This window comes from Arthrobacter sp. CAL618 (assembly GCF_000468215.1).
Taxonomy (GTDB): Bacteria; Actinomycetota; Actinomycetes; order Actinomycetales; family Micrococcaceae; genus Arthrobacter_D.
In genome coordinates, this window is the sequence record NZ_ASZW01000073.1 from 32,935 (window position 1) to 55,860 (window position 22,926).

A 22,926-nucleotide genomic window follows, 5' to 3' on the forward strand; every position below is an offset into this window, starting at 1 on the left:
CCCATGGCAATATTCAATCCATACGAGTCCGAGCGGACCCGAGTGCCCGCAGGCGATGTCAGGGAACGTGACCCGGGCCTGCCCTGGTGCTCCGAATGCGACACCGACGAGTTCCTGATGTATGAGGATTTCGTCCCGGCGCGTCGTCCCGCGGGGGGCGGTCACCTTGTTGCAGCGAGCGTCAATTACTCCTGCTCTGTCTGCGGGAGGTTTAACGGGCACGAGGTGCCGGATTCCTGGAACCCGCCCAACTGGTTCTGGTACTCCTGACGGCGCTGCACCTCCTGGCATAGCCGCACCGCCCAGTGGCCAAAAGGCGCCCGGGTCAGCCGCGGCCGACGAAGGGCATCCCGCTCGCGGTGATGAGCAACGACCCGACCGATGCAGAGGCCGGCAGTTGAGCCATCAAAAGGACCGCCCGGGCTGCCTCTGCCACGGGGAAGGTGGGCTCCGGTCGGCGGGAGCCGTCTGCTTGTAACGCGCCGCCGTTGACGCCGATGGTGTCCATGAGTTGGGTGTGGGCGTTCCCGATGTCGATTTGGCCGCAGGTGATGCCGAAGGGGCGTCCATCCAGCTCGATCGACTTGGTCAAGCCAGTAATCGCATGCTTGGTGGTTGTATAGGCGACCGACAATGGGCGGGGTGAATGAGCCGAAATGGACCCGTTGTTGATGATCCGCCCACCCGGTGGCTGCTGGCTCTTCATCAGTCGAACAGCGGCTGCGGCACACAGGAACGCGCCGGTGATATTGACCGCAACGGTGTCGGCCCACTCTGCCAGCTGAATCTCGTCAACGGCGCCCGAAGGACCGAACACGCCCGCATTATTGAAAAGTACCGACAGGGCCCCGAACTCCTGCTGGACGTAGTAAAACAGTCGGTCGACATCGTCGGGCCGGGTAACATCGGTGGACACCACATGGGCGTGGGGATGCCCGTCTGCGGTCTCCTCAAGGGCAGCTTGTCTCCGGCCCGCCAGGACGACGTCGAACCCGGCGGTGAGAAACTCTCGGGCCACGGCACGCCCAATGCCCGAGCCTGCGCCTGTCACGACTGCGGTGGGCGTACTGGGTGTTACGTCCATCTGTTTCCCCTGGGCTAGTTCTGGTGCTGTCGGTTGGTTCATTCCGCGATGCTGGCTCACCTAGTCGCCGTTGAGCCAGCTGAGCAGTTGCTCCTCCGGCCAGGTAGTGATGATGCGCTCAGCCGGAACGCCATTGGCTTCGGCCCGTTCCGCCCCGTACTGCAGGAAATCCAGCTGGCCGGGCGCATGCGCGTCGCTGTCAATGCTGAAAAGACAGCCAGCATCCAGTGCCAGGCGAATCAGTTCATCGGGGGGATCCTGGCGTTCCGGTCGGGAATTGATCTCGACGGCAACGTTGTTTTCGGCGCAGGCCGCGAAGACCTGGACGGCGTCGAACTCCGACGGCGGGCGAGTCCCCCGGGCCCCCTGCACGAGACGGCCGGTGCAGTGTCCCAGGACGTTGGTCTGTGGGTTCCGGATCCCGCCGAGCATCCGCCGGGTCATAGTGGAACGGTCAGAGCGAAGCTTGGAGTGCACGCTGGCGACGACGACGTCGAGCCGGTCCAGCAGCGCTGGCGTCTGGTCGAGGGTGCCGTCCTCAAGAATGTCGACCTCGATGCCGGCCAGCAGCCGGAACCCGGCGGCGCTGGCGTTGATCCGCTCCACAATATCGAGCTGCTCAGCGAGTCGTTCGGCGCTGAGCCCATTGGCGATAGTGAGGTTGGGTGAATGATCAGTGAGGGCCAGATACTGATGGCCGAGGGTTTGTGCGGCCTGGACCATCAGTTCGATGGGGCTACCGCCGTCGGACCAGTTGCTATGGCTATGCAGGTCGCCTCGTAGGGCGGCCCTGAGCGAGTGTCCGCCTTCCACCAGGGGCATGGCCGACTGTTCGCGGAGTTCAGCGAGGTAATCGGGGATCTCTCCGCTGACGGACTGGGAGACCACCTCGAAGGTGCGCGCCCCGATGCCCTTCATCCTTTTTAGTCGACCGTCTCTGGTCCTGGCCAGCAGCTCGTCGAAGGACAGCTCACCGAGGAGATCGGCGGCGTTCCGGAATGCCTTGATTTTGAAGGTTGGCGCTGCCTTGCGTTCGAGCCAGAAGGCAATTTCGTTAAGCGCAGCTAGGGCGTCCATGCTTCACCCTACAAATAACCCGGTATGAAGTCGCCGAAACACCGGGTCAGGCCTTCAGATTCAGTTCCGCGGCGATTGATCGGACCGCCTCGCGGAGCAGAGGGACGGCCTTCTCGGCGAATCGTTCATCGACGCGGGAGACCGGCCCGGATACTGAAATGGCGCTGGGGGTCGGCGCGTCGGGGACGGCCATGGCGAAACACCTGACGCCGAGTTCCTGCTCCTGCTCATCGACTGAGTAACCGCGCTCGCGGATGAGCTCCAGTTCGGCCAGCAACTCGTCGATGTTTTTCAGGCTCCTGTCGGTCGGCGTGGGCATGCCCGCGCGGCCGACGATGCTGCGCACCGCATCGTTGCTCAACTGCGCAAGGATGGCTTTCCCCACACCGGTGTCGTGGGTGTGGGCGCGGCGGCCCACCTCGGTGAACATGCGCATCGAGTGGGGGGAGGGCACCTGAGCGATGTAGATGACCATGTCCGAATCCAGGACTGCCATATTGGACGTCTCGCCCAGACTGTCAACCAGGTTCTTCAGCTGGGGACGGGCAAGAGCTCCGAGCTGTTTGTTGGCGCCTTCGCCCAGCCGGATTAGCCGCGGGCCCAGCGCGTAACGGCGGTTTGGTAGCTGGCGGGCATAACCCTTTGCGACCAGGGTGCGCAGCAGGCGGTGGATGGTCGGCAAGGGAAGCTCGGTCGAGGAGGAAAGTTCGCTGAGGGAGACTTCCCCGCCGGCGTCGGTGATGAGCTCGAGCAGTTCGAAGACCCGCTCGACGGACTGTACCCCGCCGCCTGCTGCTTTCTCAGCCATGTGACACTCCCAATTCTCGAGCTCCCACTGACAGGTTTGATCCGCGAGGTGGAAACTTTCTAGAGGCTATCGTACTTTCCACTCAGTGGAATCGGGAATCCAGCAAGATGAGGGCAGCCGTCAGGCGAGGACATCGCGCGTGGTGAACCGGCCGTAGGCGAGCGCGCCGAAGACCAGCACATAACCCGATTGTAGGAGGGCATTCGCGGCGAAGGAGGACCACTCGATCGGCTGCCGGAGCAGATCCGCGAAGCCAAACCAGTAGTGGCTCAGGAGCCAGGGGTGCAAGAGTTCCAGCTGGGGAAGCTGACCCACCACTTGGGAGACGACCGAGATGACCACCGTCGCGGCCATCGCGCCGACCGGCACATCTGTGAGGGTCGAGATGAACAGGCCGACGGCGCAGAGCCCGGTAAGCGACACGGTGACGTAGGCGCAGATCAACGCCGACCGCAGCAGAGACTCGCCGATGCTCACGGTGTCACCGGACAGGAGGGTCACCGGCCCCACTGGGAACAGGACAGCGCCAATCAGTGTTCCGGCCAGGACGACGGCGAGTGTCGCTGCCAGGCAGAACACCACAGCACCGGCGAATTTCACGGCGAGCAGCCGGCCCCGACCCACGGGTGCCACCAGGAGGTAGCGTAGCGTTCCGGTGCTGGCTTCGCCGGCGATGGTATCGCCAGCCACTACCCCGACAGTGAGCGGCAGAAACAGCGGAATAGCGACAGTGATCGCTGCGACAGCCACGAACAACCCGTTCTGGGTGATCTGGTCGAGGAAGGCCGGGCCGCGCCCCGTAGGCGGACCGGAGGTCAGCCGGACAGCCACCGCAATCAGAACCGGGATGGCCGCCAGCGCAAGAAGCAGAGCCCAGGTGCGCCGTCGTCTGAACAGGATTGAAAGTTCCGAAGCCATAAACACCAGCCCCGTTGCGGGCCGCCGCCCGATGCTGTGCGCCGGATCGTTATTGGACAACGTCAAACCCTTCCCCGGTGAGCGACACAAAAAGTTCCTCAAGCCCCACCTGATCGACGGTAAAGCCCTTCACGCGTACCCCGGCGGCCACGAGAGCGGCGACGATGGTCTCGGGTGGGAAATGCTCGGGTAGCGGGGCGCCCACCGCAACATCGGAACCGCCCGGGGTGTGGTGACTGGGTGTCGGCTCTTGCGGGGTCAATCCCAGCCGGGTCAACACCTGTCGGCAGTCCGCGCCGTCGGGGGTAAGTACCTCCACCCGGGTCTGGCCGGCGGCGCGCAGCTCACTCAGCTCGCCCTGCGCCACCAGCTTGCCCGCTCGGAGGACCGCCACGTGGGAGCAGATCTGTTCCACCTCGGCCAACAGGTGACTGGAGACGAAGACCGTGGTGCCTTCAGCGGTGAGGGAATGGACCAGATGGCGCACCTCCCGGGTGCCCTGGGGATCGAGGCCGTTGGTCGGCTCGTCCAGGACGATCAGGTCCCGATGTGTCAGCAGTGCGTTGGCGATCCCTAGCCGTTGCTTCATTCCCAGAGAGTAGGCCCCCACCTTTTTGTCGGCCGCCTGTGAAAGGCCTACCCGTTCCAGTGCCTGCGCGGTGCGGGCGCGGCGGGTCGACGGGTCAACGAAGCGGTCTGCGGCGTCGAGGCGGTGCAGGTTGGCCCGCCCCGAGAGGAAAGGGTAAAACCCAGGTCCTTCCACGAGGGCTCCCACCCTGGGCAGTACCTCGGGAAGAAACCTGGGGATCTTGCGCCCGAGTACCTCCACGTCGCCCGATGTCGCGCTCGCCAGGCCTAGCAGGATACGGATCGTTGTAGTTTTGCCTGACCCATTGGGGCCGAGGAAGCCGAAAACCGACCCCCGTGGCACTGACAGGTCGATACCGTCCAGGACTGTTTGCCCACCGAATCGCTTCGAGAGCCCCCTGGTCTGAACGGCAGGGCCCTCCGGTAACGTTTCGTCGCTCACTCGTCGTCGGCAACTGCCTGGAGACGATCGGCGGGCACGGAACCCACCAGAACCCGCCCATCATCGGTGAGCAGAACGTTCAGCAGTCGGGTCTGCATCAGGCGGCCGCCGTCGACCGGTGTGCTTAGCTGATCGATCATTCCGGTCAACTCGGGGTCTCCGGTCGGGAAGTCCCCGGCGGAAAACTCCACCACGGTTCCCCAGCCGGTGCCGGTGACAGTCGGTTCGGTTGACTCGTCGGTGGCTTCGGGCTTGCCATCGCTATGATCGCGTTTGTCGTCGTGTTCGCGGTATTCGCCGTGTTCCGGAGCCTCAGTGATGGTGGCACCAGCCGGGGGCGTGAAGTCGAATATCTCGGGAGCGGGCGCCTCGAAACTGATCTCGGTGTATGCGGCACTGAACGCCGGGGTGGTTCCGCTACTGGCAGCGACGCTGACCGCGAGCGGGAGGCCCGTCTCGGCGTCGACGTCGACCGTGATCGAACCCACCAGAGTTTCGTTGCTGCGGGGGGTCATGATCAGCTGGTAGGCGGCACGGCCGGCGACCATCCGGTCGGGGCCAACTGAAACTTCGGTGGTCGGGTCGGCCTTCTCGAGGAGGAGTGTGGCGAGCTGGTCCGGGGTCTGCACCCCGGGGAGGTCAGCCGGCACTCCGTCTGCCGACTTGATTACCGAATGTACTGCGGAGTTTTCTTCGGAGTCGTAGAACCAGAGCTCATCGCCGTTGAGGATGAGGTTTCGTTCGGCCATCTCGTCCTGGATCTGGATTCGAGCCTGGGTTGGGCCGTCAAGGAAGACCCGTGCGGTGTGTGGGGCAGTGAGCATTTCCAGCATGGCGCCCTCGGCAGTCGGAACCGAACCCCCGTCGGCGCCGGGATCAGTTCCAGGGGCTGTGCTGGGCCCCATACCGCCTCCGCTCGCACCATTGATCAGGGAGAGGTCAGGCAGCCCGAGGTCGGACGTCTGCTCCACGGTGCCCGAAAGTGCATCCACCGAGTGGCCGGCAGCTAGTTCGAGTACCTCGGCGGCGGTCAGGTCCGGCAGGTCGACCGCGGCGTTAGCCGTGAGTGGGACCAGGATGACCCCGGCGCCCATGACAGCTGTCACTGCTACGGCCGGCGCCCAGTTTCGCCACTTACGGTTCATGGTCCATCTCCCTTGATCACAAGTTCCGCAACCACAACGGTTATGTTTGGACGTTACTCCGGTTTCCTGAGAGTTTGATCTGAGTTTCCCGCCCCTGTCCGCTAGGGAAGCGAACGGTCTGGCCGGGGGAAAGTGAGCGCCTAACGGCGGCGTGAACCGAAAAGGTAGCCGCCGACTGCGGCGCCGAGGGCGACCCCGCTGGTCAACAGGGCGGTGCCGATCGGCCGGATCGGGAGTCCACTGCCGAAGGGCGTGTGGACGGCACCCGGATGCGAGGCCAGAGGGGCAGGCACGAGTCCCGATCCCACCGCAATGAGGACTCCGGCCAGAAGTAGACCGGTGCCCACCCACAGCACCACCACCGGTGAGCTGGGCTTCCTCGGGTTTGTCCCAGTCATGACCCGCTGACGTTTCCCCAGCCGGAGGCCGGCGGCTGCGGCGCTGGCCATCAGCCCACCGACCAGCAGCACTTGACCGCACACGGCGAGCAGGTCGGAAAAGGAGGAGGCGTCGTCGTCGACCGCTATGACCAACTCGGAGGAATAGGCGATGCTCTGCTCGCCGACGCCGGTGGGCAGGGGCAGCGTGGTGGGGGTGGCGCCGAACAGGAGTGACACCCCACCGAGCGTCACCACAAATGAGAGCGCGACAAGCCAGACGGCCACCGGCTTTAGAGTGAAAGTGGTCATGGTGCCCGCCACCCGCGAAAGTAGCCAAGTGCCCAGGCGATAATTATCAGCCCGAGCGCAGCAAGACCCAGCCCGAAGATTTCACCAGCGGTCGGACCGGGCAGGAGCACGGAGTTTGACAGCGGCGCGTAGGCAAACCAGCCAAACTCCAGGGGCGGCCTGGTCATCGCTGCTGTAATGATCATGGCCAGCCCGACGACGGCGGCGCCCAGTCCTCCCGTGAATACCCTGTGTGTGCGGATCCAGTTCAATGTTTCCCCCATCGACGCGCCGCGGCAGCGGCGACCTGCTCCAGAGACTACGCCGTGATGGGTGCGCCCGGGAATCGTGGTGGGGAACGGCGGGATTACCTCCGGCGGATCGCGGAAGGTTGAGGACCCCGGACGATCCGGTCGCGGGGTGCTGGGTGGGGTTTGAGGTGGGCTACGGTCGGCCCACCGGCGAAATGCGGCGGGGCGCCTGCAGGATCGGCTGCAGCGCTGCAGCCAGGCGTCCCGGGAGGCCGGCCAGTTCCGTTAGGAGCGCCTCCGTGGGGCGCATCAGGTTCAACTGCCCATCGGCGGCGCCCGCGAGAATCCACCGGGCTGTTGCCCAGTGCGACGAATCGGCCTCGGTGGTCTGGTGTCGCGGATCCATGGTCGGAGCAAGCACGGTCAGGTAGAAGAAGGTGTCGAAGCGCTTGCCGTAACTGGCAGGCGTAATCCAGTTGGCCCACGGGGTCAGATCCTCGGGCGCCAACACAGCCCCCGTTTCCTCCTGCACTTCGCGCACCGCTGCGGCGAGTAACACGCCGGATGCCTCAGCCGGGGACACCTCAATCGAGCCGGGCCCCCGGCCGGAGGCAATGCTGGTCGCCGCCCAGCTCCGCGCATGATTGGCCAGGAGGTGCGCCGGGGCGGGGTGGGCGACGGCGGTGACATGGTCGACGGCGTCCACGCGGCCCCCTGGGAAGACGACAACCCCTGCAGCAAAGTCCATCGTGAGCGAGCGGTTCTGGATGAAAATCTCATCCCCACGGATCATCAGAACGCTGACGGCCAGGCGGGGAACCACCGCCGGTGCGTCGTTGTGGGATGTTCTCATGCTGCGCACTTTATCCGATATGGGGGTCGGCGCAGGGACCGGGATCGCTAGGGTAGATGCATGGTTCAATTGCACACGCCAGGTCTGGTTTCCAGCAGCGACCTCACCCGGTATCGGCTTGCCCCAAATCCGGGGCCGATGAGTCTGGAGGGCACCAACTCGTATCTCATTGCAGCCCCGGAGGGTGAAGTGCCCGGCGAAGTGCCCGGTGAAGCAGCCGGTGTCGCAGCGGCGGAGACGGGGCAACGCCCGGTTGTCGTCGTGGATCCCGGCCCGTTGGATGAGGAACACCTGGCGGCGCTGGCCGGCGCGGGGAAAGTTGAACTGGTCCTGATTACCCATCGGCACCGCGACCACACCGAAGCCAGCGAACGCTTCCATCAGCTGACCGGTGCGCCGGTACGGGCAATGGATCCTGACCACTGCCACGGGGGAGCTCAGCTGGTCGACGGTGAAGAAATTTTCGCGGCGGGGGTGGCCATCCGGGTTATCGCCACCCCCGGGCACACCTCTGACTCGGTCTGTTTTCTCCTGCCCGACGACGGCGCTACCGGTTCAGTCCTGACGGGCGACACAATCCTGGGCCGCGGCACCACCATCATCGACTACCCCGATGGCCGGCTGGGTCCTTACCTGGACTCGCTGGCGAAGCTCAGCGCGCTCGGACCGGCCAGGGTCCTTCCCGCCCACGGCCCGATCCTCCCGGATCTGACAGCCATCTCACGCCACTATTTACGGCACCGGGGCGAACGGTTGGATCAAATCCGCGCTGCGCTCGCGGATATTGGTGCTGGCGCAACGGTACAGAACGTTACCGACGTGGTCTACGCCGACGTCGACGGGTCAGTCCGGCGGGCAGCCGAGGCATCGGTGGCAGCTCAGCTGGATTACCTGGGCGTCCCCGGCCAGACCACCGAGCCGGGGTGAAACCGACTTCGAACGGCAAGACCAGCGCGATCCGCCCACCACCCCGGTCAGGAGTGACAGCGGGCAGCGCTAACTTCGCCGAAGTAGCCCCTGACGCGCCGCGAAGAACACCACTTTTACGATCAGGATCAACAACCCCAAACCGGTGATCATCTGGATGGTCACCGCGACCCGCGCGAGAGTGTCGATGGGCACGACGTCGCCGAAACCGACGGTCGCAAATGTAGCTGTGGTGAGGTATAGCGCGTCCACCCGGCTCAGGGGCTCGCTGAATGACTGCGGATCCGTCACAGAAATGGACACGTAGAGCAGGGCGAACAGGCAGAGGAAGAGGGCAACACTCTGGACAACCGCCTCGGCGGCACGCACCTGGGGGACCCCGGAGGTGAGGACCAGCTGGATCTGAAGGGCCATGGCGATCAGGAAAATGAGCAACAGCGCGATGAGCCGTATCCAGGCGGCTGCCGCAGTGCCTGATGCGAATCCGGAAACGGGGAACTGGAAGTAGACGGCAAGTATCACTGCGAGAGTCACGATCGAACGGATCACGGCAACGACAACGACCCGGCGTCGTCGTCGTTGATCGAGTTCAAGAAAGGACGCCGGCCGGTTTTTGCTGTTCCGCCTGTCTGGTGTCATCGAGGTTGGGTGCCCGCTCCAGGTGAGCGGCCTGTGCTGAAGGGCAGATCGACCAGGATGCTCTCCTTGAGCCGTTGGAACTCGGCTTCAGAAATTGCGTTGTCATCCAACAGGGCCTTCGCGGTCTTGATCTGGTTCACGGCCGTCGCCTCTTCGTTGCCCGCGGTGGCTGCTGCTGCGGGGCGAGAAGACTCAATCATTCCGTAGCTGCGCAGGGCCATCGCCTGTCCGTGGGCTACGAGGTAGGCCAATGCTGTGAAGAAGGGAAGGAAGATGAGGAGAAGAACCCAGACGAACTTGACCCATCTACCCATTTCCGGGCTGCGGAAGATGTCGGCCAGTACAAAGAAGAGGAGCGACAAATAGGACACGAGCAGGAAAAAGACCAGCGTTGCCCAAAAGAAGTCCCAGAAGTTGATGCTCACAGAGCACCTCCTAGGGTCGGGTGCTACGACTAGTTGTCGTAGCGCGGGGTAAGGGATTTACGCGCGCCGTTGAGCACAACGGCGGAACTGGCTGGTGTGCTGGCGGTTGCCGGCAACAGCCCAAGGTCCTGGGCAATGGCGATCGCTTCCCGGCGGGAAGTCGCCCCCAGCTTCCGGTAAATGCCCCGGACATGTGTCTTTACGGTGTTTGTTGAGATAAACAGCCGCTCCGCGATCTCGTCGACGGTCGCGAAGGTGGGCAGCAGGGTGAGGAGATCCAATTCACGATGGGTGAGGGGCGGGTAGAACGAGCTTTGCCCGTTACCCCGGAAACGGGTGATGCGTGCGATGATGTGGCCGAACGCGGGAAAGTAGAGTTGTTCATGAACCACAGCAGCTCGGACTTCGGCCCCGGCAAACGCGAACGCGCGTAGCGTGCCGCTTTTGGCCCCCAATTGAAGAGCCTCCCCCAACGCGGTTCGAGCCTCGTAGGTCCGGTCCTCTTCGAGCGCTATGCGGCAGGTCAGAGCCCACGCGGTCAGAATGGAGCACCGGCTTTGGCTTTCAACGTAGCCAGCGGTGACTGCTGACAGGAGCTTCCGGGCGGCATTCAGATGCCCGGCGGCGAGGAGCTCCCACGCGGAGATGGTGTGCAGTTCTCCGCTCACCCCTTGATGCTGCCTGAGTTCCGACTTGAGCGTCTCCAATGCGTCGCCGTGTCTCAGCTGGAGCAGCATTGACGCCGTTTGGAGGGAGCAAATAGCGAGGTCTGGTGGGAACGCACCGTGGATAAGGTCGTGCCGCACCCGGTTTAACAGCCCGGCAGCAGCCTCATGCCGGTTGCTCCCGCTTTGAAATTGCAGGATCAGGGATAGCTTTGAGTTCGAACGGGCGATTACTGGGACGGCCGAATCGGCCCGTCTGACGTAGGCGTTGTGGAGCCGGGCCGACGAATCGTCCAAGGCGTGATAGGCGCACCACGCGGCGATCAGGTGCGCCGGCCTCAGGCTGGGGCCGTAGCGTAGTTCGGTTTCACCGGCGCGCCGGATAGCCCAGGTGGCTTCTGCCCGGGCCAGCCTGAATTCTTCACGGGAGACATGGACAGCGGCAGCAACCGATCGGGCATCAACCAGAGCCGTCAGGTTCCCGCGGTTACGGGCAAGCCGGGATGCCTGCAGTGATAGGGCCAGTGCGTCTTCAAACCGCCCCACCCCGACCATCGCTGCGGCCAGGACATTCGTCAGGTACAGGTCGAGGTCGTCGAGGGGAGGTTGTTCAACGACCTTTTCAAGCAAGTCCACAGCGTCCGTGAATGAGCCTCGCGACATATCCAACTGAGCCTGGAGAGCGGTTGCCAGCAGCACAAATGCCGCCGGTAGGTGCTGCCCAGCGCCGCTGCGTTTGAGGCGATCGAGGCCTTCAGAGGCTACGGTCGGGTCGCCCGCCCGTAACGCGATCACCCCTTCCAGGAGCGTCAGCTCCTGGAAGGGGTGACGCTTTTGGCTGGCGGATATTTCGAGAATCAGGTTGGCTTCGCCGCCCCACAGGAGTTCAAGACCAGAGGTGGCCACGGTGGTTCGCAATACATCGGGGTTTCCTGACTGCACCGCATGAACCAGAGCCTCCGCGTGTCGTCCCTGCTCCGGTAACCAGGCGGCCATCCGGGCGTGGGCGGCAGCCAGGGAATCTGTAGGATTCGCCGCAGCGTGAGCGTCGAGGAAGCGCTGCAGCAACCGGTGGCATCGAAAATGTCTGACCGTCAATGGCTCGCTACTGACGTCCATGATCAGACCCGTTTCGGCGCGGAGGCGTTCGAGGACCTGCGCGCCATTGGTTCGGCCCAGAACATGGTTGAGATCCTCGACAGTCCAGGTGGCAAGCGTCGACACGGAGAGCAGTAGTTGTTGCAGTTCGGGCCTGTAGGAGTCGAAGAGAGGCCGCATAAGCTGGCGATGCAAAGGGTCTGAGGTCGCATCCGGTGGGTTCTGGGAACTGACCGACTCTGCGTGGCGGGACGCCAGTCTGGTCGCCGCAGGCCACCCCTCGGTCAGATCAAGTAAGCGGTCAACGTCCAGGGGGGAACCCCTCACCAGCCGAACCAACTCACGTCTGGTGAAGGCGAGCGATCCGCCGTCGACCTCGATGAGAGCGTCGTCAAGATTGACCTGATACAACGCACTGAGCCTCGGTAGGGATCGACCGATCAGAATGAAGCGCACGTTCGATGCGGAGCGCAGAACAAAATAGTCGAGGTCCTGAAGGACCCGACGATCCCTCAGCGCGTGGCAGTCATCCAGGACGAAAATAACCTGTCCCTTCACCTCAGCGATGATCGTGATGATGCTGTCGATGGATGCGTTGTCCCCGGATGTCTCCGGCGCTGGGTGTCTGCGCAGGCGGCCATCCCCCAGCGTGGGAATTGCCAGCTCGATGGCACTCACCACCAGGGACCAGAACCGCGCGGGTTGGTCGTCGGCCGGGTCGATGGTGAGCCAGACGACGGGGCGGCCCTGAGCTTTCCGCCTGGAAACCCACTAAACAGCGAGCGTCGTTTTGCCATAGCCCATGCCACCGGTGATCGAGGCAAGTCGGGAGCCGGGCTGAAGCACGGCGTCCACCGCCTGCAAGAGACGTGGACGCAGCAAAGCAGACTGGTCCGGCCGTGGCGGCCTGACCTTTGTCGCGGCAACTGCTCCATATGTGACCATGGATCAACACGTCCTCACGATGGACTATCGGGCGGTCTCATGCATCTTTTGCAGCAGAACCCGTCAGCTGATACCAATCGTGGGAGTTCCTGGCTTTGAGCACAAGACCCGAGAGGCGTGGTCGGTCGCCGAAAAGGTGTTGCGGAGCGCATCCGCTGCTTCCCAGCCCAGGTTAGGTCCGAGGAGCACCATCCTGGTCCCGGCGAAGGCTTCACTGACCCGGTCGACGATTGCCCCACTCGTCAGCAGGAAGAGTGCCGAGGTGCCAGTGGTGACCATCTAACTGTGTCGTTCGGGACGTGGTTGGCAGATCACCCGGACCGGGTGATTTCAGTTCGTGTGGTTTGTGGAAAATTGAGCTTTGAACCTGAGCGTAGGTGTTGAAGAGGAGCCACATGCGAGTCGGCCCAGTCGAAGTGATCATCTGCACGTTTCCCAGCCCGGAGATTGACCAGAGTGTTGCTTTCTCATTGAGCGAGGCAGTTGAGTCGGGGGCAGTCGCCCTCCTCGACGTAGTAGTCGTTGCCAGGGATGGGCTGGGCACGCTCAACGTCAGGGATCTGGGGGACGATCTGCCGGCGGCCTGGTCGCGATTGATTGTCGATCCGCGGCCACTGACGTTGCTCAGCGAAACCGACATTGAGGTGGTGGCGGAGTCAGTCGGTGACAACGAGTCCTCGGTGATCGTCACGCTGGAGCATCGGTGGGCTCGGCGCCTGTCTGAAGACGTGCGGGCCGCGGGCGGGACAACCGCGCTGCACGTCCACATTCCGCACGACACAGTGGTCGACGCTTTTCAGGCCGATGGTGTCGCTGCAAGCTAATCGACTCATCCCAAAATCCGTTCGAAGGACACGAAATGCCATTCGGCAGACAGGGCAGACCGGGCCTCCTTGGATCCGTGGCCCAAACAGCAGTCATCTCAGGCACAGCACAGATGACCGCCGCGGCTATCAACCATCGGATGCATGACCGACAGGTTCGCCCCCATCCGGCGTCGAGTCCGCCACCGCCGATGACAGGCGGAGATCAGTTGGTTGACCAACTGGCCCGGCTCGCCAACCTTCACTCGGCCGGGGTGCTGACCGCCGCGGAATTCGCGGCCGCGAAATCCAGATTGCTGGCCTAGCCGGAGCGCGGCCATGCCCAGGAAACGTTGGGTCACGTCAGTGATCCTGGTAGTCCTCACCGCCGGACTGGTCTTCGCCACGGTTCCGGCTCTATACCTGCGCACCCAGATTCTTGCCACCGATCGATATGTGGCAACAGTCGCTCCGCTGGCGGCCGACCCAGCGATTCAGGCAGAGGTGGCCGAACACGTGACCGAGCGAATTGTTGCGTCAATTGATGTTGAGGGACGCGCCCGGGATGCATTGACCGAGCTGGCCCGGTCGGCACCGTTGGCAGAATCCCTGATCGCGGACCTGGTGCCGGTGATCATTGAACAAACCCACGCCAGAATTGAGGCTGTCGCTTCCCGGGTGGTCACCGCCCCGGAGTTTCAGGTCCTGTGGATCGCGGCGAACCGCGAGGCGCACCAGCGGCTCATTGGTCTGATCACGGGCGAACCCACCGGTGCGGCCCGCCTCGACGAGAGCGGTGCTGTAACTATTTCCACCGGGGAGATCATCGTGCAGGTCAAGGAGCGGCTGATCCGAGAAGATGTGACGATCGCGGCAAGAATTCCAGAGATCGACGCCGAGGTCACCCTTTTCCAGTCGCCAGAGCTGGTCCGGGCTGGGCGAACGATCAATGTCCTTGACCGTGGTGCAGTGACCCTGACATGGCTCGCCGCGCTAGGGTCAGTCGCTGCGATCGCGGTGGCACCCACCGGCTCGAGGCTGCGAGCGATTGGGACGCTGGGCTTTGGGACTGCGCTTGCCATGGCACTGCTAGCGGTCGCAGTGGGACTGGGGCGGGCGTATTACCTCAACGCGATCCCGTCCGACCGGATTACCCCAGCGGCAGCGCAGAGTCTCATCGATCGTCTACTTGCCCCACTGCAGGTCAGCTTGAGGAGCGTCTTCGTGGTTGCGTTGCTGACCATGCTGGTTGCGTTCCTGGTGAGACGGTCCAGTGTGGCTGTGGGGCAGCGGCGCGGCAATACCCCGGATGCCGGATACGCCCGCGGCGACAGCGACCCAGAGCCCTGGCAGCACAGCCTGGGGCGGCACAAACGTGCGGCCCAAGCCGCCGTCATCGTCGTCGCAATGGTCGTGTTGGTGCTGTGGCAGCAGCCGACGGCGGCCGTTGTACTGTGGACGACGGTTACTGCTGGGCTGGCCCTGGTGGCGGTCGAACTGCTGCCGCGGTTCATGACTGCTCAGTAGTCGACCCTCGCGGCCAGGGTACGCCAGGCGGCAAACGGAGCCGAGGCTGGGAGTTCCGCTTCCGCGAGTGGGGCCACCTGCCGTACCGGCATCGACCGTTCTTCATCCGGGGTGTTGAAGTAGTCGTAGAAGACCGCGTCATCAAAGCCGGCTTTCTCCGCGTCGAACCGGTCGGCCGCGTAAACCACCGATTCGACTCGCGCCCAGAGCGCGGCGGAGACGCAAAGTGGGCAGGGCTCGCAGCTCGTGTAGAGCGTGCTTCCAGAGAGTTCGAAGGTTTCCAGTGCGGTGCAGGCGTTGCGGATGGCCATCACTTCGGCATGCGCGGTCGGGTCATTGGACGCGGTGACACGATTGACGCCCGCGAAGCTACGACCATCGCTGGTGACGATTAGCGCCCCGAATGGACCGCCGTCGTTGTGGACATTTGCGACCGCCAACGCGACGGTCTCGTCGAGGAACCGCGCTTCGTCTTCAGTGTTCACAGGTGTTGTCTCCCGGGTGGGCAGCCGCCGTCGAGCCCTGGCCGGGGAATCCTCCCGGCGGGCGCTTCCGGGCAACTGCGGGTCATCAATGTGCAGGTCCACCTGGTAGATAGCTATCCCAGCCGGGACGCCCGCCGTTGGTTTCGTTCGAACTGTAGCACCGCGCTTTCCGTGGCCGAAAGGGCGCCCTGCTGCGAAGGCATCCCTCCTACTGACGTTTCGTCAACCACTAGCGTGGGCGAGGGTCCCTTCAGGAGCTGACGACGGGCCGCTTCCGAAGTTTTCCGGGTCGCTCCCCCGCCCGGATAGGGTAGAAGCTCTGGCTAATGGGGGAGCGTGGATGTCCGCGGGGGGAAGCAACAGGTCCGGAATAGCGGATACGGCTGAAAGTATCTCGGACGGGTTGGCATTGGACGTCACCGCTCGTTTTGGGTTTGCGGTGCTCGGGGTGGTGCACATCCTGATCGGGGTCATCGCATTGCAGGTCGCGTCCGGTGGGGACGGGCAGGCGGAGCCCACGGGGGCGCTGGAGCAGTTGGCTTCAGGATCTGCTGGACCGTGGACCATGTGGGCGTGTGCGATTGGTTGTTTGGGGCTTGCCCTGTGGCAGCTCAGCGAGTCCACCCTGCGGTATCGGCGGAAGCCAGTGGGGAAGCGGCTTGAGAAAGCCGTCTCGTCGGGGTCCCTGGCCGTCACCTACGGGATCATGGCGGTGACCATGGCACGATTCGCACTGGGCGATGGCCCGGACTCGAGTGAGTTCACCAGGGATTTCACCAGGACGATGATGGCCTACCCGCTGGGATCCTTCATCGTGCTCGTGGTGGGCGGCACGGTGCTAGGGATTGGCGTCTACTTCATCGTCAAAGGGCTGCGTCGAACGTTCAGACCCGAACTGGAGCACTTTGTTGATTTGCGGCGGGGTGCCGTGGTCGACGCACTGGGGGTGCTGGGCCACGTCGCGAAGGGGGTGGCGCTCATCCTCATGGGATTGCTCTTTGTGGTTGCTGCCATCACCAACCAACCGTCCCAATCGACGGGTCTGGATGGGAGCCTCAAGGCGCTCCAGGACCACCCGTTTGGGAATGGGATCCTGATCGCCATCGCTGTGGGGCTGATCTTCTACGGCGCTTTCGCCATCATCCGTGCCAGGTTCGGCCGGATGTAGCACTTTTCACCTGGCCTAGAACTGGATGCCCCGGGACAGCCCGCCGTCGACCAGGATGTTGGCTCCAGTGGTTCGGCTGGACCGCGGACTGGCAACGAATACCACGGTATCGGCAACTTCTTGCGGCGTGCCCATCCGGTGTGTTGGGTTCAGTCCCATCGCCATGCTGAACAGCTCGGGGTCGCCTTGTTCGATGTTCTGCCACACGCCGCCCTCGTGAAAGGTATTGCCGGGGGAGACCGTGTTGGCGCGGATGCCTTGCTCGGCCAGTTGAAAAGCCAGCCCTGCCATGTAGGCGATGAGAGCCGACTTGACGGTCCCGTAGGGCCCGGAGGCGAAGTCCACTTCCCGTCCGGAGACGCTGGAGATGGCAATGATTGACGCAGCGCTGCTCTGCTGCAGGTGGGGCAGCGCCGCCTTGACCAGCCTGACCGTACCCATGAGGTCTACCCTGAGGGATGCTTCCCAGTTTTCGTCAGTGTCGGGGATGGCGAGGGCGCTCACGTTACTGACCACTATGTCGATCCCGCCGAACATCGACGCTGAATCACCGACCCATCGTGCCACCGCGGCGGCGTCGCCCATGTCCATCGCCGTACCAGAGATGCGACCGCGGCTGCCAACCAGTGCGGCTTCACTAGCTTCGATCTCGGCGGGGTTCCGAGCGCAGAACCCCACGTTGGCACCCTCTGCCGCGAAGGATTCGACGATTGCCCGGCCAATACCTTTAGTACCGCCGGTTACCAGTGCGGTCAGTCCAGCCAATTGCAGGTCCATGGTCTCTCCTAGAGGTTCTTGCTGCGGTGACGCAGGTCATCGTGTAATCCGTCAAAAGCATGCACTCGGGGGAATAGCTTCTTTGCGGCCTTCACCACCACGCTGTAATTGGCATCGACGGCGTTGGCGATGGGCGCCAGCGCCGTCTGGGTGAGTAACTGGTAAGCGTCCATCTGATGCAGTCCGAAGAGCTCCTCAAACCACCTCACCATCTCCACCTGACCGATTCGCCAGGAGTCTTCCATGGGTCGTGAAGAACCAACGGCCATCCAGTGACTGTCGCTTTCGAGCCGAGGCCAGGCCGGAGCTCCACCCTTTATAAGCTCGACGATAATGGTTGAATTCATCGCTCCCTCCACGGCCGTTCCGCATGCTTCGCCCTCGCCCTGCCGGTAATGGCCATCTCCAATGGAGAACAAGGCTCCCTCGACGTTCACCCCTAAATAGACCGTGGTTCCGGCTTTGACTTCGGGGGAATCCATGTTGCCGCCGAAACGCTCCGGGACCAGCGATGACCGCACTTCGCCGCCGGGCGGAGCGACCCCAATGGTGCCAAGCATTGGTTCGAGAGGCAGCGCGACCTCGAATTCGGTATGCCGGGCTTGGAATCCAACGGTCTGCCGCGCAGTGTCAACGTGGTAGATCCAGGTGGTATCCGGGAGCGGTTCCTGCAGTAGAGCAGTGCGATCGGTGCTGGTGAGTCCGCCGAAGAAGGGAATGGTGGCCGATGCACCCCAGGAACGGGCGGGCGTCAGGTCCACAATATGAATGGCTAGAGTGTCTCCGGGTTCCGCGCCAGCTACGTAAAACGGTCCGGTTTGGGGGTTCACAAACCGGAGGTCCACCTTCTCACTGGACAGATCATCGACGCTGGTCAGGGCGTGGTTGAAGGCGTCCTCAGACCACAGCTTCAATACCGTTCCGGGCTGGATCGTCATGACTGGCGCTGCGCCGCCGAACGTGTAGACGAGCTGATCTCGGGCTGGAGTGTATTCAACGGCATCCATTACTGGATGCTATGCCGGTGGTTGGGCACTGACAAGGGTGCGGCACCGTCAAGGATGCGTAGCAGCCCGCCCCCATCCCGATCCGTGGGTGTCAGACTCAGGTACGCCGGTTCCTTGAACTAGGGCCGGCCCTGCGCAGCTCCGGTATGAAGGAGGTCAAATTCTTCAACCACGCCATCTGGGACAGCCCGGGGCTGGCGGCGTCGAAACGGTGAAATCCCACTGGGCGCAGCACGTGCTCCCGCACCTCTGGCCCCGCCCAGGATCAAGTGAACTCGACCTAGGACTCGATCGCTCGATGGTGCGGGCGCTCGGTAGTGGGGCCGTGGGGCCGCGTGGTCTGCCTGGCTTGGTGGGAGGCTGGCCGGAGGGATCAGCTCGTCGTCGTGGCCGTTCGGGAGCTGACCCATGCTGCCGCGCCCTCCACCTCCGAGGCGTGTACCCCGTGCCCGCCCTCGCGGACGCTCTGGTGAACGTCGGCGCCGGCGGCGTCGAGCACCGACTTCAGCTGCATCACGCTGGTTAGTGGCGCCATCGCATCCGCCTCCCCGTTGAAGAGGGCGACGGCGGTGCCCGCCAGGCCGCCGTCGACCGTCCGGTCACCCAACGGGTACATGCCGGAGAAGGCGACGACGTCAGTCAGCACCTCGGGGTGCAGCAGCACCGTAGCGAGCGCGATATTCGCGCCGTTCGAGAACCCGACGGCGATGATCTTCCGGCCCCCAAGGCCGTGATGTTCCCGCGCCCAACCGATGAAGTCGGTAAGCTCGCCCGCGCGCCGGACGACGTCGTCGACGTCGAACTGGCCTTCGCCGAACCGCCGGAACCACCGGTTCATGCCCTGTTCCTGCACCGGGCCACGAGGGGAAAGATAGCCGGCGCCGGGTGCGAGGCGTTCGGCGAGCGGCAGGAGGTCGTGCTCAGTCCCACCTGTGCCGTGGAGCAACAGCAGGACCGGGCTAGCCGGGGTTCCTGCGTGATACAGGTGCGGCCAGTTCTCAACGTTGGTCATCTCGATTCCTAACTCAGGAAAGTAGCGATTGACGGATTGTTCTCCGCTGGCACGTCGATCTTCGCGACCGCGTTGGAGATGGCGTCACGGTTCGGCTCGAGCCATGGTGGCAGCTTCAGGGAGCGGCCCAGTTCGAGCAGCGGCTCGTCGATGTCGAAGCCTGGGGTGTCGGTGGCGATTTCCAGGAGGGTTCCGCCGGGCTCCCGGAAGTAGATCGAGGTGAAGTACTGGCGGTCGAGGATGGCTGTCACGGCGTACCCGCGGTCGGCCAGGTCCTGGCGCCAGAGCTCCTGAGTGGCCTGGTCGGGCACCCGGAAGGCGATATGGTGCACGGTGCCGCCGGCTACGAGGCCACGCTCGCCGCGGCGGTCGGTGACGATGTCAACAACTGTTCCGGGCTCGCCATTGTGTGTGCTGAGCCGGTACCTGCCATCGGTCTCGCTGAGGATGTTCATGCCGAGGTCGCGGGTGAACGTTTCGAGGCTGGCGGTGGGGTCCTCGACGGTGAGCACTGAGGAGTGCTGCCCGCGGACCGCGTATTCGGCTGGCACCGAGGCGGAGTCCCAGGGGTTGCGGGGGTCAGAGAGCGACGATGCCACGAGGTCAATCTGCAGGCCGTCAGGGTCACGCAGTGACAGGCGTTCTTCCTCGGAGGAGGCGCGAGCAATCACCGAGTCGACCCCGATAGCTTTGAAGTGGTCCTGCCACCAGCCGAGGCTGCCCTGCGGGACAGAGAATGCAGTGGTGGTGGACTGTCCACTGCCGACCTTGCCGCTGCGAATGCCCTGCCAGGGGAAGAAGGTGAGGAGGGAGCCGGGATTGCCCGCTTCGTCCCCGTAGTAGAGGTGGTAGGTGCCGGGATCATCGAAATTCACTGTCTTCTTCACGAGCCGCAGGCCTAGACCCTTGATGTAGAAGTCGATGTTCTTCTGGGGGTCACCAGCAATTGCGGTGACGTGGTGGAGCCCTTCGGTCTGTGCGGTCACAACTTCCTCCTCGATAGATCCAGCGCTCGACGCCGGTATGTAGATGCAAACGCATGGACCCACGGGTTTGTTCCCGGGGTGTAGATGGGGGGAACTGGTTGACGCACTTCCGTGATCCTCCTAGCATTTCGCAAGGCGAAGAATACTTCCGAGATGCGGAATCACCGATGAGAGAATCCATATGACGTACACCGTGAACTGTTCAATCCTCTTCACCGAGCTGCCGCTATGGGACAGGCCAGCTGCCGCGAAGGCCGCCGGCTTCGATGCGGTCGAGTTTTGGTGGCCATTCCCCACTTCAACGCCCACCGCAGCCGAAGTTCAAGACTTCGAAGACGCCATCACGAATGCGGGAGTCCAGCTGACGGGCTTGAACTTTAATGGCGGTGATATGCCGGGCGGGGATCGAGGTCTGGTCTCATGGCCGGCCCGCAGCGAGGAATTCCGAGCCAACGTTCCGGTCGTCGTCGGTATTGGCGAGCGGCTGGGTTGTAAGCACTTCAACGCCCTGTACGGGAACCGGGTGGAGGGCGTGAGCGCGCAGGAACAGGACACGCTGGCCGTCGACAATCTGGTCCTGGCCGCCAACGCTGTCGCAGCAATTGGCGGGACGGTCCTCCTGGAGCCAATCAGCGGTGCAGACCGTTACCCACTCAAGACCGCCCAGGACGCGCTCAGCGTCATCGCCAATGTCCACGCCCACGGCGCCACCAACATCAAACTGCTCGCTGATTTCTACCACCTGTCAGTGAATGGCGACGACGTCGGCGGAGTCATCGAAGCACACGCCGAGGACTTTGGACATATCCAGATCGCCGATGCACCAGGGCGCGGCGCACCCGGCAGCGGTGACCTTCCGCTTGCCGACTGGATCGATCGCAGTCGAACCCTCGGATATCAGGGCCCGATCGGCCTCGAATACAAGAGCCCCCCGGAGCAGGCGTTCACCTGGCTTGGCCGGCAGCTGTCAGGTGAAAGCCGCATCGGTTGACCGCTTGCGTCGACGTGACGACTGGCAGGAACACTCCTTCACAGGATGTAGAACACCAACGGCCACCATTGGACACCCTCGGCAATCCGTTCGGTGGTGGCGTTTCACCTGCTGCACCGGGCTGTCCCGAGGCCGCAGCCGGCCCACCAATGATCTAATGGCGGTATGCGCATAGTGATTGCACCGGACAAGTTCAAGGGTTCACTCTCCGCCCCCGAGGTCGCCGAGGCAGTGGCCGCGGGGCTGCGCGGCGCGCTGGGACCCGATTCGATCCTCAACATTGAGCAGGTGCCAGCGGCCGACGGCGGCGAAGGGACTCTCGATGCGGCCGCCGCCGCCGGATTTTCCCTCCTGATCACCACGGTCACCGGCCCCACGGGTGAGCCGCTGGAAGCGCCGATTGCGATCCGCGGTTCGCAGGCAGTGATTGAAATGGCCCTCGCGTCGGGCCTGGCCGTATTGCCGAACAGCACGCTCGATGCGGGCGGCGCCACCAGCCGAGGCACCGGTGACCTCATTCGCTTCGCGCTCGACCACGGCTGCACCGACATCGTGCTCGGGGTGGGCGGCAGCGCCAGCACCGACGGCGGGGCGGGCCTGCTGGCCGGACTGGGCGCACGATTGCTCGACGACGACGGCGGTGACCTTCCGCCCGGTGGTGCAGCGCTCGTCCACCTCGCATCAATCGACCTGACTGGTCTTGACCAACGCCTGTCGACAGCTTCGATCACTCTCGCCTCCGACGTCGACAACCCACTCCTGGGCCCCAACGGCGCCGCTGCAGTGTTCGGCCCGCAAAAGGGCGCCACCGCCAGTGATGTCGAGAATCTCGATACCGCCCTCGGACGGTTCGTGAGCGTTCTGGCGACAGTAGCCGGCCCCGCGATCGATGAGGCGGCCACCGCGCCGGGTGCCGGTGCCGCCGGTGGGGTGGGGTTCGCTGCGCTCGCCGTGTTGAACGCGCGGCGACGGCCGGGCATCGACGTCGTCCTGGAGTTGACGGGCCTGGCCGAGAAGCTGCGCGACGCAGACCTGGTGATCACGGGAGAGGGCAGCCTCGATGAACAGAGCCTGGGCGGAAAGACCCCCATGGGAGTGGCGACCGCAGCGGCGGTGGCGAACGTCAGGGCTATCGCCGTCTGCGGGCGCACCGTCCTGACGCCCGACCAGTTATCCACGGCCGGGTTTGAGCGCACCTTCGCGCTGACGGACCGGGAACCCGACGTCGAGCTGTGTATTGCCAACGCTGCCAGTCTGCTGGAGGAAGTGGGCAAGGAGATCGCTGCTTATGTTGGTCTTACCCAGCAGTGCGCCCGCTAGGCCAAGCCACCAATGTTCAGGGCAACTCACCTAACTGCTGACCATGTCTACCAGCATCTGAGCGCTTAGGCCGGGGATTGGGGCTGGTTTTGTTCGTAGTGTTTGGGTCAGCTTCGGTGCTGCGGTGGATTATGGCTCCGACCGTTCAGTAGTGTTCATATATGGCCTCCTTAAGAAACAGCCGCGCAGCTGCGCTCCCCGCCAAGCTCTCCCGTTCCTGGCTCCTTGCCTCCGCGGCGTCTGAGGCCAACTTCGCGCCTGCCCTCACCTCCGAGGCGGACTCCGTAGTGTTCGACATGGAAGACGCCGTTCCCGCC

General features: G+C 63.8%; 26 protein-coding genes. 8 read left to right on the plus strand and 18 right to left on the minus strand.

Translation table 11 applies throughout. The features are described 5' to 3' along the window. Positions 1-3 precede the first annotated feature (3 nt). Positions 4-270 (plus strand): hypothetical protein, encoded by a 267-nt coding sequence (locus K728_RS21170; RefSeq protein ID WP_019482149.1) that lies wholly within the window; start codon positions 4-6, stop codon positions 268-270. A gap of 55 nt (positions 271-325) precedes the next feature. Here the strand turns inward: K728_RS21170 and K728_RS0104695 are convergent, their stop codons facing one another. From K728_RS0104695 to K728_RS18425, 9 genes are all read right to left on the minus strand, one after another. Beyond that, a complete protein-coding gene (locus tag K728_RS0104695; protein WP_019482150.1) occupies positions 326-1,084 on the minus strand; it encodes an SDR family oxidoreductase in 759 nt (252 codons plus the stop codon). Between the two features lie 60 nt (positions 1,085-1,144). Further along, a complete protein-coding gene (locus K728_RS0104700; RefSeq protein WP_024476011.1) occupies positions 1,145-2,161 on the minus strand; it encodes a PHP domain-containing protein in 1,017 nt (338 codons plus the stop codon). A 46-nt stretch (positions 2,162-2,207) separates the two neighbouring features. Beyond that, on the minus strand, positions 2,208-2,969 hold the full coding sequence (locus K728_RS0104705; RefSeq protein WP_019482152.1) for an IclR family transcriptional regulator: 762 nt from the start codon (positions 2,967-2,969) through the stop codon (positions 2,208-2,210). Between the two features lie 120 nt (positions 2,970-3,089). Further along, a complete protein-coding gene (locus K728_RS0104710) occupies positions 3,090-3,953 on the minus strand; it encodes an ABC transporter permease (protein WP_443110851.1) in 864 nt (287 codons plus the stop codon). Continuing rightward, positions 3,937-4,917, minus strand: coding sequence for an ABC transporter ATP-binding protein (locus K728_RS0104715; protein WP_019482154.1), 981 nt, complete (start codon positions 4,915-4,917; stop codon positions 3,937-3,939). Before K728_RS0104715 ends, K728_RS0104710 begins: the two co-directional genes overlap by 17 nt. Beyond that, a complete protein-coding gene (locus K728_RS0104720; protein WP_019482155.1) occupies positions 4,914-6,062 on the minus strand; it encodes a LolA family protein in 1,149 nt (382 codons plus the stop codon). Before K728_RS0104720 ends, K728_RS0104715 begins: the two co-directional genes overlap by 4 nt. A gap of 140 nt (positions 6,063-6,202) precedes the next feature. Then, on the minus strand, positions 6,203-6,751 hold the full coding sequence (locus tag K728_RS0104725; protein ID WP_026040990.1) for a hypothetical protein: 549 nt from the start codon (positions 6,749-6,751) through the stop codon (positions 6,203-6,205). After that, a complete protein-coding gene (locus K728_RS0104730) occupies positions 6,748-7,002 on the minus strand; it encodes a hypothetical protein (protein ID WP_156911176.1) in 255 nt (84 codons plus the stop codon). The genes K728_RS0104725 and K728_RS0104730 overlap by 4 nt, the downstream gene beginning before the upstream one ends. A gap of 172 nt (positions 7,003-7,174) precedes the next feature. After that, positions 7,175-7,834 carry an NUDIX hydrolase gene (locus K728_RS18425; RefSeq protein WP_019482158.1) on the minus strand — a complete coding sequence of 220 codons (660 nt, stop codon included), beginning with the start codon at positions 7,832-7,834 and terminating at the stop codon, positions 7,175-7,177. Between the two features lie 60 nt (positions 7,835-7,894). Between K728_RS18425 and K728_RS0104740 the strand changes: the two genes are divergently transcribed. Continuing rightward, positions 7,895-8,761, plus strand: coding sequence for an MBL fold metallo-hydrolase (locus K728_RS0104740; protein WP_019482159.1), 867 nt, complete (start codon positions 7,895-7,897; stop codon positions 8,759-8,761). Positions 8,762-8,830: 69 nt separating this feature from the next. On the opposite strand, the gene K728_RS0104745 is transcribed toward K728_RS0104740, so the two are convergent. The 4 genes from K728_RS0104745 to K728_RS0104760 all read right to left on the minus strand — a co-directional run bounded on the left by K728_RS0104745 (position 8,831) and on the right by K728_RS0104760 (position 12,812). Then, complete coding sequence (locus tag K728_RS0104745) at positions 8,831-9,400, minus strand: potassium channel family protein (protein ID WP_019482160.1); 570 nt, start codon at positions 9,398-9,400, stop codon at positions 8,831-8,833. Continuing rightward, positions 9,397-9,825 (minus strand): SHOCT domain-containing protein, encoded by a 429-nt coding sequence (locus K728_RS0104750; protein WP_019482161.1) that lies wholly within the window; start codon positions 9,823-9,825, stop codon positions 9,397-9,399. Before K728_RS0104750 ends, K728_RS0104745 begins: the two co-directional genes overlap by 4 nt. 29 nt (positions 9,826-9,854) lie before the next feature. Continuing rightward, positions 9,855-12,266, minus strand: coding sequence for a LuxR C-terminal-related transcriptional regulator (locus K728_RS0104755; protein WP_156911178.1), 2,412 nt, complete (start codon positions 12,264-12,266; stop codon positions 9,855-9,857). A 330-nt stretch (positions 12,267-12,596) separates the two neighbouring features. After that, positions 12,597-12,812: a DUF1269 domain-containing protein gene (locus tag K728_RS0104760; protein ID WP_019482163.1), complete on the minus strand. Its 216-nt coding sequence runs from the start codon at positions 12,810-12,812 to the stop codon at positions 12,597-12,599. 116 nt (positions 12,813-12,928) lie between these two features. Here K728_RS0104760 and K728_RS0104765 point away from each other — a divergent pair, with 116 nt between their 5' ends. From K728_RS0104765 to K728_RS0104775, 3 genes are read left to right on the plus strand one after another with little or no spacing between them, the layout of a single operon-like run. Then, on the plus strand, positions 12,929-13,357 hold the full coding sequence (locus K728_RS0104765; protein WP_019482164.1) for a DUF6325 family protein: 429 nt from the start codon (positions 12,929-12,931) through the stop codon (positions 13,355-13,357). 35 nt (positions 13,358-13,392) lie between these two features. Next, the gene (locus tag K728_RS0104770; protein WP_019482165.1) at positions 13,393-13,662 is read left to right on the plus strand and encodes an SHOCT domain-containing protein; all 270 of its coding nucleotides are present in this window, start codon (positions 13,393-13,395) and stop codon (positions 13,660-13,662) included. A gap of 13 nt (positions 13,663-13,675) precedes the next feature. Then, entirely contained in the window at positions 13,676-14,863 is a 1,188-nt protein-coding gene (locus tag K728_RS0104775; protein WP_156808982.1) for a hypothetical protein, read from the plus strand. On the opposite strand, the gene K728_RS0104780 is transcribed toward K728_RS0104775, so the two are convergent. Next, positions 14,857-15,348, minus strand: coding sequence for a nucleoside deaminase (locus tag K728_RS0104780; protein WP_019482167.1), 492 nt, complete (start codon positions 15,346-15,348; stop codon positions 14,857-14,859). The genes K728_RS0104775 and K728_RS0104780 overlap by 7 nt on opposite strands. Before the next feature lie 340 nt (positions 15,349-15,688). Between K728_RS0104780 and K728_RS0104785 the strand changes: the two genes are divergently transcribed. Next, positions 15,689-16,516, plus strand: coding sequence for a DUF1206 domain-containing protein (locus K728_RS0104785; RefSeq protein ID WP_024476015.1), 828 nt, complete (start codon positions 15,689-15,691; stop codon positions 16,514-16,516). 15 nt (positions 16,517-16,531) lie between these two features. On the opposite strand, the gene K728_RS0104790 is transcribed toward K728_RS0104785, so the two are convergent. From K728_RS0104790 to K728_RS18430, 4 genes are all read right to left on the minus strand, one after another. Continuing rightward, positions 16,532-17,293, minus strand: a complete 762-nt coding sequence (locus K728_RS0104790) for an SDR family NAD(P)-dependent oxidoreductase (protein ID WP_019482169.1) — start codon at positions 17,291-17,293, stop codon at positions 16,532-16,534. Between the two features lie 8 nt (positions 17,294-17,301). After that, positions 17,302-18,300 carry an acetamidase/formamidase family protein gene (locus K728_RS0104795; protein ID WP_019482170.1) on the minus strand — a complete coding sequence of 333 codons (999 nt, stop codon included), beginning with the start codon at positions 18,298-18,300 and terminating at the stop codon, positions 17,302-17,304. Positions 18,301-18,673: 373 nt separating this feature from the next. Beyond that, positions 18,674-19,312 (minus strand): alpha/beta hydrolase, encoded by a 639-nt coding sequence (locus K728_RS0104800; RefSeq protein WP_019482171.1) that lies wholly within the window; start codon positions 19,310-19,312, stop codon positions 18,674-18,676. An 8-nt stretch (positions 19,313-19,320) separates the two neighbouring features. Next, positions 19,321-20,298 (minus strand): ring-cleaving dioxygenase, encoded by a 978-nt coding sequence (locus tag K728_RS18430; protein WP_019482172.1) that lies wholly within the window; start codon positions 20,296-20,298, stop codon positions 19,321-19,323. A 181-nt stretch (positions 20,299-20,479) separates the two neighbouring features. Here K728_RS18430 and K728_RS0104810 point away from each other — a divergent pair, with 181 nt between their 5' ends. Together K728_RS0104810 and K728_RS0104815 are read left to right on the plus strand one after the other, a co-directional pair. Then, complete coding sequence (locus tag K728_RS0104810; protein ID WP_019482173.1) at positions 20,480-21,289, plus strand: hydroxypyruvate isomerase family protein; 810 nt, start codon at positions 20,480-20,482, stop codon at positions 21,287-21,289. A 165-nt stretch (positions 21,290-21,454) separates the two neighbouring features. After that, on the plus strand, positions 21,455-22,609 hold the full coding sequence (locus K728_RS0104815; protein ID WP_024476016.1) for a glycerate kinase: 1,155 nt from the start codon (positions 21,455-21,457) through the stop codon (positions 22,607-22,609). Positions 22,610-22,926 lie beyond the last annotated feature (317 nt).